13 protein-coding genes and 1 pseudogene are annotated in these 13,844 nt (G+C 71.3%); 6 read left to right on the top strand and 8 right to left on the bottom strand.

The features are described 5' to 3' along the window. Positions 1-715 precede the first annotated feature (715 nt). Positions 716-1,477: a hypothetical protein gene (locus ACWCPM_RS19450; protein WP_450977432.1), complete on the top strand. Its 762-nt coding sequence runs from the start codon at positions 716-718 to the stop codon at positions 1,475-1,477. A gap of 65 nt (positions 1,478-1,542) precedes the next feature. Here the strand turns inward: ACWCPM_RS19450 and ACWCPM_RS19445 are convergent, their stop codons facing one another. After that, on the bottom strand, positions 1,543-2,010 hold the full coding sequence (locus ACWCPM_RS19445; protein ID WP_450977431.1) for a VOC family protein: 468 nt from the start codon (positions 2,008-2,010) through the stop codon (positions 1,543-1,545). Positions 2,011-2,059: 49 nt separating this feature from the next. Between ACWCPM_RS19445 and ACWCPM_RS19440 the strand changes: the two are divergent. Next, positions 2,060-2,215 (top strand): annotated as a pseudogene (locus tag ACWCPM_RS19440) (zf-CGNR multi-domain protein); the annotation flags it as partial. A gap of 118 nt (positions 2,216-2,333) precedes the next feature. Here ACWCPM_RS19440 and rarD read toward each other — a convergent pair. Then, positions 2,334-3,380: an EamA family transporter RarD gene (rarD, locus tag ACWCPM_RS19435; protein WP_450977547.1), complete on the bottom strand. Its 1,047-nt coding sequence runs from the start codon at positions 3,378-3,380 to the stop codon at positions 2,334-2,336. Positions 3,381-3,490: 110 nt separating this feature from the next. Continuing rightward, positions 3,491-4,345, bottom strand: a complete 855-nt coding sequence (locus tag ACWCPM_RS19430) for an SDR family oxidoreductase (RefSeq protein WP_450977430.1) — start codon at positions 4,343-4,345, stop codon at positions 3,491-3,493. A 101-nt stretch (positions 4,346-4,446) separates the two neighbouring features. On the opposite strand from ACWCPM_RS19430, the gene ACWCPM_RS19425 reads away from it, so the two are divergent. Further along, positions 4,447-4,845, top strand: a complete 399-nt coding sequence (locus tag ACWCPM_RS19425) for a winged helix-turn-helix transcriptional regulator (protein ID WP_450977429.1) — start codon at positions 4,447-4,449, stop codon at positions 4,843-4,845. Between the two features lie 31 nt (positions 4,846-4,876). On the opposite strand, the gene ACWCPM_RS19420 is transcribed toward ACWCPM_RS19425, so the two are convergent. The 5 genes from ACWCPM_RS19420 to ACWCPM_RS19400 all read right to left on the bottom strand — a co-directional run bounded on the left by ACWCPM_RS19420 (position 4,877) and on the right by ACWCPM_RS19400 (position 11,783). Then, positions 4,877-5,956: a 2-oxoacid:ferredoxin oxidoreductase subunit beta gene (locus ACWCPM_RS19420; protein ID WP_450977428.1), complete on the bottom strand. Its 1,080-nt coding sequence runs from the start codon at positions 5,954-5,956 to the stop codon at positions 4,877-4,879. After that, complete coding sequence (locus ACWCPM_RS19415; protein ID WP_450977427.1) at positions 5,949-7,877, bottom strand: 2-oxoacid:acceptor oxidoreductase subunit alpha; 1,929 nt, start codon at positions 7,875-7,877, stop codon at positions 5,949-5,951. Before ACWCPM_RS19415 ends, ACWCPM_RS19420 begins: the two co-directional genes overlap by 8 nt. A gap of 259 nt (positions 7,878-8,136) precedes the next feature. After that, entirely contained in the window at positions 8,137-8,796 is a 660-nt protein-coding gene (locus ACWCPM_RS19410) for a LuxR C-terminal-related transcriptional regulator (protein ID WP_450977546.1), read from the bottom strand. 130 nt (positions 8,797-8,926) lie between these two features. Next, complete coding sequence (locus tag ACWCPM_RS19405; protein ID WP_450977426.1) at positions 8,927-10,285, bottom strand: sensor histidine kinase; 1,359 nt, start codon at positions 10,283-10,285, stop codon at positions 8,927-8,929. A gap of 307 nt (positions 10,286-10,592) precedes the next feature. Continuing rightward, positions 10,593-11,783, bottom strand: coding sequence for a sensor histidine kinase (locus ACWCPM_RS19400; RefSeq protein ID WP_450977425.1), 1,191 nt, complete (start codon positions 11,781-11,783; stop codon positions 10,593-10,595). A 196-nt stretch (positions 11,784-11,979) separates the two neighbouring features. On the opposite strand from ACWCPM_RS19400, the gene ACWCPM_RS19395 reads away from it, so the two are divergent. The 3 genes from ACWCPM_RS19395 to ACWCPM_RS19385 form a co-directional block, all read left to right on the top strand. Continuing rightward, positions 11,980-12,420 (top strand): NADH-quinone oxidoreductase subunit A, encoded by a 441-nt coding sequence (locus ACWCPM_RS19395; protein WP_450977424.1) that lies wholly within the window; start codon positions 11,980-11,982, stop codon positions 12,418-12,420. Positions 12,421-12,557: 137 nt separating this feature from the next. Next, positions 12,558-13,193: an NADH-quinone oxidoreductase subunit B gene (locus ACWCPM_RS19390; protein ID WP_450977545.1), complete on the top strand. Its 636-nt coding sequence runs from the start codon at positions 12,558-12,560 to the stop codon at positions 13,191-13,193. Continuing rightward, positions 13,190-13,844 (top strand): NADH-quinone oxidoreductase subunit C (locus ACWCPM_RS19385; RefSeq protein ID WP_450977423.1); only part of this gene is annotated, 655 nt, incomplete at its 3' end. The genes ACWCPM_RS19390 and ACWCPM_RS19385, both read left to right, overlap by 4 nt.

The following is a 13,844-nucleotide window of genomic DNA, read 5'->3' as shown; positions in this document are numbered from 1 at the left end:
GTGCCGGGTCTTGGGACGAGGCTGTGACGCCCTGGTGACGCGTGTATGCGGCGAAATCGGTGAGACTCGACGGTAGGGTCCGCCGAGGTGTGGACGCCGGCGAGTGAGGAAACCGATGTCTCGACCAGGCAGCGAGAAGAAGCGGGAACACCAGGACCAGGGGGCGGGTGCGGTGATCGACGTCCGGGTTCCTGGGGCCGGACCGGACACCGAGGGCCCTGTCGCCGCCTCGGTCGACGGCGTCCCGGTCGTCGCCGTGCCCGGCGAGGAACTCCAGCGGACGGTACTGAACCACCTCCACCGCATCGCCCTCGCCACCGGACGGCCCGTCCTCGCCACCGTGCGCGACGAGCGGATCGGATTTGTCGTACCGCTTCGGGTTCACCCGGACGGGTCGAGTTGTTTCACGGCGGATCCTGTGCCGACGAGTGCGGCGGGGGACGCCGTAGCGGTGCAGCCGTCCACCCCGGTGGCCTCTCGTTCTGCGCAGCCGCCTTCCCCTGTTGCCCTTCGTTCTGCGCAGCCCCCCTCTCCGGTGGCTCCTCCTTCTCCGCAGGCGCCCATCCCGTCGGCGCCCCGTTCTCTGCGGGCCCCCGCTGCTTCGCAGGCTCCCGCTGCTTCGCAGGCCCCCGCTCCGCCGCAGGCCCCCGCTCCTGCGCTGCCGCGGTCGCCGCAGGCGCCTGCCCCTTCGCCGCATCGGCCGCCGCAGACGCCCGTGTGGCCCGCGGCCGAGCCGCCGCAGGACGACGTCACGCAGACCCTGCGCACTCCGCCGGTTTCCGGGCCCACCTCCACGCCCACCTTCCGGCTGCGGGCGATCCAGGAGCCCCAGCCGCTCGGCGAGTTCGGGCCGCCGCCCGTCATGGACGCCCGGCCGCACCCGGAACCGCTCGTCACGCCGGACCTGGCCGCCGGCCGCCGGCTGGACCCCGACCCGAAGCCCACGCCGCCCCGCGGGTTCGACGCGGTCGCCGAGGCCATCCTCGGGCCGGAGGACGAGACCCAGCTGCCGACGTCCGCCCTGCTGGCCGAGCCCACCGCCCGTATCGGCGAAGCCGTGAAGGCAGGGCGGATAGGCACCGCTGCGGCCGTCGCGGAGCAGGCCCTGGCCGACGCGTCGGCCGCGCTCCCGCCCGACCACCCCGAACTCCTCCGCCTGTTCGAACTCACCGCGTACGTCGCCTACCTGGCCGCCGAACCGGTCCGCGCCTTCCGGTTCTCCCTGGACGTCGCCCGCACCTACCGCCGAATGCGGGACGCGGAGGGTGCCTACGGGAACGTGCAGAGCGCGGCCACAGCCTGGCGGGCCGTGCGCGACCCGGAGCTCGGCCTGGAACTCGGGCGCGAACTGATCGACCTGTGGACCGAGTTGGCGGCAGAGCCCGGACCCGCGGCCGAGGACCTGGAGGAGCTGGAGTCCGCCCACGCCCGGATGGGCCGTCTCGCCACGCGTGCGGGCAGGGGGCCCGGAGGCTGAGCGCCCCCGCCGCCTGCCGCAGGGCCGCCGCACGCCGCCTGCCGTAGGTCCGCTGCGGGACAGGCCTAGTGCACGCAGAATTCGTTCCCCTCCGGGTCGGTCATCACCACCCACGCGCCGCCGGCCTCCTTGACCTCCCGCACCGCGCTCGCGCCCAGGCCCCGCAGCCGCTCCACTTCGTCCGCCCTCCGGCCCTCGCCGGGATGCAGGTCCAGGTGGAGCCGGTTCTTGCCGGACTTGGGCTCGGGTACGCGCTGGAAGAGCAGCCGCCGTCCCAGACCGGTGCCGCTCTCCGCCTCGTACGGATCGTCGGGATGCCGTACCGCGATCAGGTCCAGGAAGGCCGGGCGGCCGTGGAAGTCCACGGTGGCGGCGGCCGGGAGCGCACCCAGCTGCAGCAGCCGTTCGATCAGGGCGCTGTTGTCCTCGACCTCGTAGCCCAGCGCGGCGGCCCAGAAGTCGGCCTGCGCGTGGGGGTCGGCGGCGTCGATGACGAGCTTCCAGTGCACAGGTGCGGTTGCCTTGTCGGTCATGTAACCAGTTGTATTGGTCATATTGACCGAGCGTCCATGGGGAGCGCCGATTCCGCGGCCGGCCGCACCCGGGTCGACGCTGATTTCGTAGGACGGCAGGCCCTGCTGCTTCGACCCCGGCGCGCTCTGTCTGGAACCGCTGACCACCGGCGGCCCTGGCGCCCTGGCCCGCTACGAGGTCCTGCACCGGCCCGACGACCTCGTGAGCCGCGTTCGTCGTGCGCCGCCCAGGCCGCACCGATCCGGTCTGCGGGCGGCTGACTGGTCGTACATTCCACGGAGATCCCGGTCGCTGAGCCGAGCCGGGCTGGGCCGTGCGTCGGCTACGGTCTGGCGTCGACGCCCGACTCGTGCCCGGAGGACACACTCTCCGCCTTCCGTACGGTGCCATCGGTTCCGGTCGCGATGGTGCCGCTCTCGACGGTGGTGGCCGCGGCCATGGTGGCCGACGCGCTCCTCTCGGCCTTCAGCCTGCGGGCCGCCCGGCGCGCGGTGCGCAGCGCGTCCCAGGTGAGCAGCGTCAGCGCCAGCCAGACCAGGGTGAAGCCGGCCCAGCGCTCGGGCGCCATGGACTCGCGGAAGTAGAGGACGCCCAGCAGGAACTGGAACACCGGGGCCAGGTACTGCAGCAGCCCCAGCGTCGTCAGGGGCACGCGGATCGCGGCCGCGCCGAAGCAGACCAGGGGGAGCGCGGTCACGACACCGGTCGCGGCGAGCAGTGCCGCGTGCCCGACGCCCTCGGTGTGGAAGGTCGACTCGCCCTGGCCCGTCAGCCACAGCAGATAGCCGAGCGCCGGCAGGAACTGGATCGCGGTCTCGGCGGTCAGCGACTCCAGGCCGCTGAGGTTCACCGTCTTCTTGACGAGGCCGTAGGTGGCGAAGGAGAGGGCGAGGACGATCGAGACCCACGGTGGCCCGTCGGTGCCGAGGGTGAGGACGAGCACGGCCGCGAAGCCGACGCCGACCGCCGCCCACTGCGCGGGCCGCAGGCGTTCCTTCAGCAGCAGCACGCCCATCGCGATGGTGACCAGCGGGTTGATGAAGTAGCCGAGGGACGCCTCGACGACCTGGCCGTTGTTCACGGCCCAGATGTAGACGCCCCAGTTGACGGTGATGACGGCCGCGGCGACCGTGACGAGCGCGAGGCGGCGCGGCTGCCGCAGCAGTTCGACGGCCCAGCCCCACCGCCGTACGCAGAGCAGCGCGACGGCGACGAAGGCCAGCGACCACACCATCCGGTGGGCGAGGATCTCCACCGAGCCGGCGGGCTTCAGCAGCGGCCAGAAGAGGGGGACGAGCCCCCACATCCCGTAGGCGGCGACGCCGTTCAGCAGACCTATGCGGCCCTCGCCCCTCGACTTCCCCGACACCGGCTTCTCCTTCGCGCTCCAGCCCACCGCACGAAGGTAGCGCCGACCACCCCTGCCTGTCATGGCCGTATCGCCATACGGTCATGACAGGTGGGGGCGGTGGGGCGGGATCAGTCCTCGAGCGCCGCCGCGACGGCCTCGGAGAGCGGGGTGGTCGGGCGTCCGGTCAGGCGGGAGAGGTCCCCGGTGCGCACGGCCAGCTCGCCCTTCTCGATGGACACGTCCACCCCGGCGAGGATCTCGGCGAACGGCTCGGGCAGCCCGGCGCCCGTGAGGATGCGCCGGTAGGTCTCGACCGGGACCGGCTGGTAGGCGATCTCCCGGCCGGTCCGCCGGCTGAGCTCGGCCGCGTACTCCGCGAAGCCCCATGCCTCGTCGCCGCTCAGCTCGTACGTCGTGTTCTCGTGTCCCTCGCCGGTCAGCACCGCAACGGCGGCGGCCGCGAAGTCGGCGCGCGAGGCGGAGGCGACGCGGCCCTCGCCGGCGGCCGTGACCACCGCGTCGTGCTCCAGGACCGGGGCGAGGTTCTCGGTGTAGTTCTCGTGGTACCAGCCGTTGCGCAGCAGCACGTACGGCAGGCCCGACGCCAGTACCAGCCGCTCGGTGGCGCGGTGGTCGTCGGCGAGCGCGGCCGTCAGGCCGCCGGGGGCGCTCGTGTACGCGAGCAGCGCCACGCCGGCCGCCTCCGCGGCGTCGATCACGACCTTGTGCTGGGCCACGCGGTCCTTGTCGAACTCGTTGCCGGAGATGAGCAGCACCTTGTCGCCGGGGGAGAACAGGGCGTCGAAGGTCGCGGGCGCGTTGTAGTCGGCGAGTGCGATCCGCACCCCGCGCTCCGCGAGGCCGGCGGCCTTCCCGGCGTCACGGGCGACGGCGGTGATCCCGTCGGCGGGGACCTTCTCCAGCAGCTGCTCGACGACGTGACGGCCGAGGTGTCCGGTGGCTCCGGTGACGACGATGCTCATGGTGGGGCTCCTCCGTGGAGTGCTTGCGGCAGGGGGTTGCCACTCACCCTAGGAGGGACACTAACTCTTCGAAAGTACCCACTTTGAAGTAAGGTACCGATATGACGGAGAGTGCAGGGAAGCTGGAGAGGACAGGGAAGCCCGACGGTGAGGCGATGTGCCCGTACCGGCTGGTGCTGGAGCACGTGACCAGCCGCTGGGGGGTGCTGGTGCTGATCCGGCTCCTGGAACGCCCGCACCGGTTCAGCGAACTGCGCCGGGCGGTCGGTGAGATCCGGCAGGTCAGCGAGAAGATGCTCACCCAGACACTGCAGACCCTGGAGCGCGACGGGTTCGTCCATCGCGACGCCCGGCCCGTCATTCCGCCCCGCGTCGACTACTCGCTCACCGTCCTCGGCCGCGAGGCCGCGGAGCAGGTCCGGGCGCTGGCGCTGTGGACGGAACACCGGATGGGCGACGTGGAGCAGGCGCGGACGGCATACGACGAGGCCCGGGCCTGAGCCCGGGCCGGTGCCGCGTACCGCGCGGGGTTCAGCCGACGACCGTCCAGGTGTCGCCGCCGGCGAGCAGCGCGGCGAGGTCACCCTTGCCGTTCTGTTCGATGGCGGCGTCGAGCTGGTCGGTCATCTGGGCGTCGTAGACGGGACGGTCGACGGCGCGGAAGACGCCGATCGGGGTGTGGTGCAGGGTGTCGGGGTCGGCGAGCCTGCTGAGCGCGAAGGCCGTGGTCGGGGACTCGGCGTGGGCGTCGTGCACGAGGATCCGCTCCTCGTTCTCGGGAGTGACGGTGACGACCTCGAGGTCGCCGGTCCGCTGGTCCCGGACCACTCCGCGGGTGTCGTCCGCGCCGAAGCGGATCGGGCGCCCGTGCTCCAGGCGGATCACCGCTTCCTCGGCCTGCTGTCTGTCCTTGAGCACGTCGAAGGCGCCGTCGTTGAAGATGTTGCAGTTCTGGTAGATCTCGATCAGGGCGGTGCCGGAGTGGGCGGCCGCGGCGCGCAGCACCTCGGTGAGGTGCTTGCGGTCGGAGTCCACGGTCCGGGCGACGAAGGACGCCTCCGCGCCCAGCGCGAGGGAGACCGGGTTGAAGGGGGCGTCGAGCGAGCCCATCGGGGTCGACTTCGTGATCTTGCCGACCTCGGAGGTGGGCGAGTACTGGCCCTTGGTCAGACCGTAGATCCGGTTGTTGAACAGCAGGATCTTGAGGTTGACGTTGCGGCGCAGGGCGTGGATGAGGTGGTTGCCGCCGATGGACAGCGCGTCGCCGTCGCCGGTGACGACCCAGACGGAGAGGTCACGGCGGGAGGCGGCCAGGCCGGTGGCGATGGCGGGTGCGCGGCCGTGGATGGAGTGCATCCCGTAGGTGTCCATGTAGTACGGGAAGCGGGAGGAGCAGCCGATGCCGGAGACGAAGACGATGTTCTCCTTCGCCAGGCCGAGTTCCGGCATGAAGCCCTGGACCGCGGCGAGGATCGCGTAGTCACCGCAGCCGGGGCACCAGCGGACCTCCTGGTCCGACTTGAAGTCCTTCATGGACTGTCTGCCCGCGGCCTTGGGCACCAGGGAAAGCGCTTCGATCGTGCCGGTGCCTTCCTGGGACGTCTCAGCCATCGATGGCCTCCTTCAGCGCCGCTGCCAGCTGTTCGGCCTTGAACGGCATGCCGTTGACCTGGGTGTAGGACTGGGCGTCGACCAGGTACCTCGCCCGGACCAGCGTGGCGAGCTGACCGAGGTTCATCTCGGGGATCACCACCTTGTCGAAACGTGCCAGCACGTCCGCGAGATTCTGCGGGAGCGGATTCACATGCCGTAGATGCGCCTGCGCCACGGGAAGCCCGGCCGTGCGCAGCCGCCGTACCGCCGCTGTGATCGGCCCGTAGGTCGACCCCCAGCCCAGTACCAGGACCTTCGCGTCGGCGGGGTCGTCGACCTCGACGTCGGGGACGTCGATGCCGTCGATCTTGGCTTGCCGGGTACGGACCATCAGATCGTGGTTGGCGGGGTCGTAGGAGATGTTCCCGGTGCCGTCCTGCTTCTCGATGCCGCCGATCCGGTGCTCCAGCCCCGGTGTGCCCGGGATCGCCCATGGACGGGCGAGCGTCCGGGGGTCCCGCTTGTACGGCCAGAAGACCTCGCTGCCGTCCTCCAGGGTGTGGTTCGGCCCCTGCGCGAACTGCGTCGCCAGATCCGGCAGCTCGTCCAGCTCCGGGATACGCCACGGCTCCGAGCCGTTGGCGAGATACCCGTCCGACAGCAGGAAGACCGGAGTGCGGTACGTCAGCGCGATCCGCGCCGCCTCCAGCGCCGCGCCGAAACAGTCCGCCGGGGTCCGCGGCGCCACGATCGGCACCGGCGCCTCACCGTTGCGCCCGTACATCGCCTGCAGCAGGTCGGCCTGCTCGGTCTTGGTCGGCAGACCGGTCGAGGGGCCACCGCGCTGGATGTCCACCACCAGCAGGGGCAGTTCCAGCGACACCGCGAGGCCGATGGTCTCGCTCTTGAGCGCCACCCCCGGCCCGGATGTCGTCGTCACCGCCAGCGAGCCACCGAAGGCCGCGCCCAGCGCCGCACCGATGCCCGCGATCTCGTCCTCGGCCTGGAACGTGCGCACACCGAAGTTCTTGTGCCGGCTCAGCTCGTGCAGGATGTCCGAGGCCGGCGTGATCGGGTACGAGCCCAGGAACAGCGGCAGATCCGCCTGCCTGCCCGCCGCGATCAGACCGTAGGCCAGCGCCAGATTCCCCGAGATGTTGCGGTACGTGCCCACCGGGAACGCCTTCGCCGCCGGCTCGACCTCGTAGGAGACCGCGAAGTCCTCCGTGGTCTCCCCGAAGTTCCAGCCCGCCCGGAACGCCGCGATGTTCGCCGCCGCGATATCCGGTTTCTTCGCGAACTTGGACTGCAGAAACCTCTCCGTGCCCTCCGTCGGCCGGTGGTACATCCACGACAGCAGACCGAGCGCGAACATGTTCTTGCTGCGCTCGGCCTCCTTGCGCGACAGGTCGAAGTCCTTCAGGGCCTCCACCGTCAGCGTCGTCAGCGGCACGGGATGCAACTGGTAGCCGTCGAGGGAACCGTCCTCCAGCGGATTCGTCCCGTAGCCGACCTTCTGCATCGCCCGTTTGGTGAACTCGTCCGTGTTGACGATGATCTCCGCACCCCGCGGCAGATCGGCCACGTTGGCCTTCAGCGCGGCCGGGTTCATCGCGACGAGGACGTTGGGCGCGTCGCCCGGGGTGAGGATGTCGTGGTCGGCGAAGTGCAGCTGGAACGACGAGACACCCGGCAGGGTCCCGGCAGGGGCCCGGATCTCGGCCGGGAAGTTCGGCAACGTCGACAGGTCGTTGCCGAACGACGCGGTCTCCGAGGTGAAACGGTCACCGGTGAGCTGCATACCGTCACCCGAGTCCCCCGCGAACCTGATGATCACTCGGTCGAGACGGCGGACGTCCTTGACGCCGGCCGCTTTGCGCTGCTCTCCCACGACCGCTCCGTCGGCCTGCTCCGCTGGGCTACTGACCTGGCTCGTCACTGAACCGGACCTCCTTCGAGGCGCTGTCGGGGATCGACCCCACAGGGTCCTCCCAGCACCAACCCTACGACTGGACGGCTCGCCAGCCGTCGGCCATTCGCATGATGATTACCTGCCCGAGTAGCTCCCCGCAGCCCGTTCGAATAGGCCGTACGGGTGACTCCCTCCGCCGACGCCGTCCGGTGCGGATGCGGGTGCGGACTCTGGTGTGGGGTCGTACCTCAGGGGTGGGACCGGATCTCGGGAGTGGGTTCGTGTCTCAGGAGTTCAGATAGGTCAGCACGGCGAGGACCCGGCGGTGGTCCCCCTCGCTCGGGGACAGCCCCAGTTTGAGGAAGATGTTGCTGACGTGCTTCTCGACCGCGCCGTCACTCACCACCAGTTGCCTGGCGATCGCCGAGTTCGTCCGGCCCTCGGCCATCAGCCCCAGGACCTCCCGCTCCCTCGGCGTGAGCCCCGCGAGCACGTCCTGCTTCCGGCTGCGCCCGAGCAGTTGCGCCACGACCTCCGGGTCGAGGGCCGTGCCCCCTTCGGCCACCCGTACCACCGCGTCCACGAACTCCCGCACCTCGGCCACGCGGTCCTTCAGCAGATACCCGACGCCCCGGCTGGAATGGGCCAGCAGTTCGGTGGCGTAGCGCTCCTCCACGTACTGTGAGAGCACCAGCACGCCGAGTCCCGGATGCGCCTTGCGCAGCTGCACCGCCGCCCGGACGCCTTCGTCCGTGTGCGTCGGCGGCATCCGCACGTCGGCGACCACCACGTCGGGCAGCCTGCTCTCGGCGTCGAGTTCCGTGATGGTCTTGATCAACGCCTCCGCGTCACCGACACCGGCGACGACGTCGAGCCCGCGGTCCGTGAGGAGCCGGGTCAACCCCTCTCTGAGCAGCACCGAATCCTCGGCGATGACCACCCGCACCCTGTCCTCCACGATCCTCGGCCCCCCGGTTGCTCGACTTCGCCCCAAAGACCCGTCAAGCATTCCAGGTTTTGCGAGGGGGCGGGGTGGGTGCGGGGGTCTGCTCGTCGGTCGGTCGGTCGGCGGCGGTTCAGCCGCGCCAGGGAAGTTCCGCGGTCACACGGGTGGGGCCGCCCGCGGGGGAGTCGACCACGAGGATGCCGTCCACCGCGTCCAGCCGCTCCGCCAGCCCGGCCAGTCCGGAACCGCCGCCGGCGCCGGCCCCACCCACGCCGTCGTCCGTCACCTGCAGCATGAGCCGGTTCTCCGACCGCCAGACGTCCACCGCCGCCGAGGACGCCTGCGCGTGCTTGCTGATGTTCTGCAGCAGCTCGGAGACCGTGAAGTACGCGATCCCCTCGATCGCCGGCGCCGGTCGCGACGCCAGGTCCACGTCCACCCGCACCGGGACCGCGCAGCGTGAGGCGACCGAGGAGAGGGCGGCGTCCAGGCCGCGGTCGGTGAGGACCGCCGGATGGATGCCGCGCGCCAGGTCCCGCAGTTCCTGGAGGGCCGTCTTCACCTCGCCGTGCGCGTCGTCCACCATGCGCGCCGCCGCCTGCGGATCCTCGGCCAGCTTCTCCTTCGCCAGCCCCAGATCCATCGCCAGCGCCACCAGCCGGGCCTGCGCCCCGTCGTGCAGGTCGCGCTCGATTCGCCGCAGATCCGCCGCGGCGGTGTCGACCACGGTCCCCCGGTCCGACTCCAGCTCCACCACCCGCGTCGCCAGCCGCGACGGCCCGAGCAGGCCGTGCACCAGCAGCCGGTCCACCAGCGTCAGCGCCCGCACGATCCACGGCGTGGCCAGCGTGAACAGCAGCCCCACCAACGCCGTCACCGTGATCTCGAACGGGTTGTCGAGGTAGATGCGGTGGGTCTCGTCGCCGTACAGCTGCAGCCCGTCCTGGCCGCCGTACATCGGGAAGACCCAGTACCAGACGGGGTAGGTCAGCAGGGCCCAGCCGTACACCCAGAAGTTCACGGCGACGGCGAAGGAGAAGACGGCCCAGGGGAGGTGCAGCACCGAGTACAGCAGATGGCGCCAGGACGTGCCGCTCTTGAGGACCGCGCCCATCCACCCCATCAGGCCGCGCCCGCGCGGCCGCAGCGGCTCCGGGTCGGCGACGTCGAGCCGGAGCAGCCCGCGCGCCCGCGCCCGCTCCAGCGCGCCGAGGCCGCGGCAGCCGGCCAGTCCCGCCGCCAGTACCGGTATGCCGAGGAACGTCACCAGCAGCCCCGCGCCGAGCGAGACCATCGTCACCGCGTAGGTGAACATCAGCACGCTGATCGGCAGGCTGAGGAGTACATAGGCGAACTCGCGCCAGGTGCGGCCCTCGAACGGTGCCCGGAGCCCGGCCGGCAGCCGGGGCCGTCGTCCGGCGCTCCGCTCCGCGCCCAGGCCCGACGTCCCGCTCGGGTGTCCGTAGCCGTGCCTGTACTCCGTGGCCATGGGCCTGGTCCCCGTTCTGCTCGGTGTGCTCGGTCCGCTGTGTCTGTCGTGGTCCCAGCCTGCTGGCCCCGGGACCGGCGGACCATGGAGGCCGTCGGCATCTCGGGCGGGGGGTTTTCCCTACCTCAGGGGGACCGGTCGGTCCGCCGGTTCATCGGCCCATCGGCCCATCGGCCCACCGGTCCGCCGGCTCACCGGTTCGTTGGTCCGTTGGTCTGCCGGTCAGGCTCACCGGTTCGCCGTCCCACCTCCGGGGGCCATGGGTCCGCCGTCGGCGGAAGCGGTCGTCGGCGTTGCCGGTGCGTCCTCAGTGCCGCCGGTCCCGCCAGGGCAGTTCCGCGGTGATGACCGTGGGGCCGCCCGCCGGGGAGTCGACCACGAACAGCCCGTCGACGGCCCCCAGCCGCTCCGCGAGCCCGCGCATCCCCGTGCCGCCGTCGAAGCCGGCGCCGCCCCGGCCGTCGTCGGCGACCTGTATGAGGAGCCGTTCCTCGCTGCGCCACACGTCCACGGACGCGGACTTCGCGGCGCTGTGCTTGCTGACGTTCTGCAGCAGCTCCGAGACGGTGAAGTAGGCGATGCCCTCGATGGCCTCCGCCGGCCTTTCCACGAGGTCCACGGTCACCTTCACCGGCACCGTGCAGCGTGAGGCGACCGAGGAGAGGGCGGCGTCCAGGCCGCGGTCGGTGAGGACCGCCGGATGGATGCCGCGCGCCAGGTCCCGCAGTTCCTGGAGGGCCAGCTTCACCTCGCCGTGCGCCTCGTCGACCATCGCCGCCGCGTACTCGGGGTCCTCCAGCAGCTTCTCCTTGGCCAGACCGAGGCCCATGGCCAGGTTGACCAGCCGGGCCTGCGCCCCGTCGTGCAGGTCGCGCTCGATACGCCGCAGATCCGCCGCGGCGGTGTCGACCACGGTCCCCCGGTCCGACTCCAGCTCGGCGATCCGCCGCTCCAGCTCGTCCGAGGGCGACAGCAGGCCGCGCACCATCGCCCGGTCCGCGTTGGTCAGGCCCCGCGCGATGAACGGCAGCACCGGCCACAGCACGAACAGCGAGGTCAGCGTGAGCGTGAAGGTGAGGATGCCCCACGGCAGCCGGATGAAGTCGTACAGGGCGGTCCGCCAGCCCACCGGGTCCTTGAGCGCCATCCACAGCCGGGGGAGGAAACCGCCCGCACTGCGGCGCGGGATCGGGCTCGGCTCGTCCACGCGCACCCCGAGCAGCTTTCGCGCCCGCGCCCGCTCCAGCCTGCCGAGCTGCCGGGCGCCCAGCAGACCCAGGGCGAGCAGCGGGAAGCCGATCACCGTGACGGTCAGGAAGGCGCCGACGGACAGCACGGTGACGACGTAGACGAAGCCCAGCAGGGCCGTCGGCAGGTTCGCCAGGAGATGCGCGATCTCCTTCCAGGTGTGCCTGTCGTAGGCGAACCGGGCCGGCGGCAGACGGTCCGTGTCCTGGTCGGCCGCCGCCGCGCTCGCGGACGGGAAGTGTTCGGTCACATGGGCTAGGGTGCCCGGCGGTTCGCGCCTGCGCCATGAGGTGCGCCGCCACGTTCCGCTGGGGAAAACCCCACCCCTGCCTCGCCAGGCGTGATGGGCTGCTTACGGCCTCTTTGACAGGCCCTAGACTCACGTTGCGTACAGATCGTCGAACGATGGCGTGACGTCGCGAGGCCGGAAGGCCGCTCGAACAGTCATGAGGTCGAGGCCAGGGGAGCGAGGGACGGACGTGCGGGAACCGACCGTCGAACCGACCGCCGTCATCGCGGCGGACTACTTCCAGTCCTACTCGGTCGTCGGACTGCTGGCCGCCGTCGGCGTGCTCTTCGTGGCCATCGCCTTCGGCGCCGGTCGGCTGCTGCGCCCGGTCGTGCCCACCCCCGAGAAGCTCCTCACCTACGAGTGCGGAGTCGACCCCGTCGGCGAGGGCTGGGCCCACACCCAGGTCCGCTACTACGTCTACGCGTTCCTCTACGTGATCTTCGCGATCGACTCGATCTTCCTCTTCCCGTGGGCCACGGTCTTCGCCGCCCCCGGCTACGGAGCCACGACCCTCGTCGAGATGTTCATCTTCCTGGGCTTCCTGGCCGTTGGCCTGCTCTACGCCTACAAGAAGGGTGTCCTGGCATGGACGTGACGCCAGAAACGACTCCCTCGGTGCCGCCCGCGGGCGCGGGGCAGCCCGGCCCCGTGACGGAGCCCGGCCTGTCTCCGGAGCCTGTCTCGGTTCCGGAGCGTGCCTCGGCCCAGGAGCGTGCCTCCGCTCCGGAGCCTGTGTCGGTTCCGGAGCGTGCCTCGGCTCAGGATCCGGTCCTGCTTCCGGAGCCCGTCCTGCTTTCTGAGCCGAAGCGCCTCGGTGCCCTCGCCCGCCTCGCCCCCGAGCCGATGAAGGTGGTCCTGAACTGGGGCCGCCGCTACTCGCTCTGGGTCTTCAACTTCGGCCTCGCCTGCTGCGCGATCGAGTTCATCGCAGCGTCGATGGCCCGCCACGACTTCATCCGCCTCGGCGTCATCCCGTTCGCCCCCGGTCCACGCCAGGCGGACCTGATGGTCGTCTCCGGCACGGTCACCGACAAGATGGCGCCCGCCATCAAGCGCCTCTACGAACAGATGCCCGAGCCGAAGTACGTCATCTCCTTCGGCGCCTGCTCCAACTGCGGCGGCCCGTACTGGGACTCGTACTCCGTCACCAAGGGCGTCGACCAGATCATCCCCGTCGACGTCTACGTCCCCGGCTGTCCGCCCCGCCCCGAGGCGCTGCTCCAGGGCATCCTCAAGCTTCAGGAGAAGATCGCCCGTGAGTCGCTGGAGGAGCGGTACGGTTCCGCACGTCCGTCGGCGGCGGCCCTGCGCAGCGGCCTGGTCCTCCCGCCGGCCACGGAAGGCAGCGGCGCGGGGGAGGCCCGATGAACGGCACGGTCGGCTGGCTGCCCGCCCCCGCCGAGGAGCTCTTCGGCACGGAGGCCACGGCCGAGGAGTCCTACGCGCTCCTGACCGTCGACGTACCGCCCGCCTCCTGGATCACGGCCCTGCGTACGGCCCGCGACGAACTGGGCTGCACCTACTTCGACTGGCTGAGCGCCGTCGACGAACCCGGCACGGGCTTTCGCGTCTCGGCCCACCTGGTCGCCCTCGACCCGGTGCGCCGGCTGCTGATGCGCACCACCGTGCCCCATGAGGCCCCGGTCCTCGCCTCCGCGGTCGAGGTCTACGCGGGCGCGGGCTGGCACGAGCGCGAGACGCACGAGATGTTCGGCGTCGGCTTCGAGGGCCACCCCGCCCTGGACCACCTCCTGCTGCCGGAGACCTTCGAGGGCCACCCCCTCCGCAAGGACTTCGTCCTCGCCGCCCGCGTCGCCAAGGCCTGGCCCGGCGCGAAGGAGCCGGGCGAGTCCGAGCACGGCGGGCCCAAGCGCCGCCAGATGCTGCCGCCGGGCGTCCCGGACCCCAACGAATGGGGTCCCCTCAAGGGCCAGCTCCCGGCTGCCTCCGCCCGCCCGGCGCGCGGCGCGGCCACGAGGGCCGAGAGCGGCCGTCGGATCCGCGGACACGGCAGCGGTC

The organism is Streptomyces sp. NPDC002309, assembly GCF_053593375.1.
The sequence above is the reverse complement of the archived record's forward strand: the minus strand, read 5'-3'. Positions and strand labels throughout refer to the sequence as shown.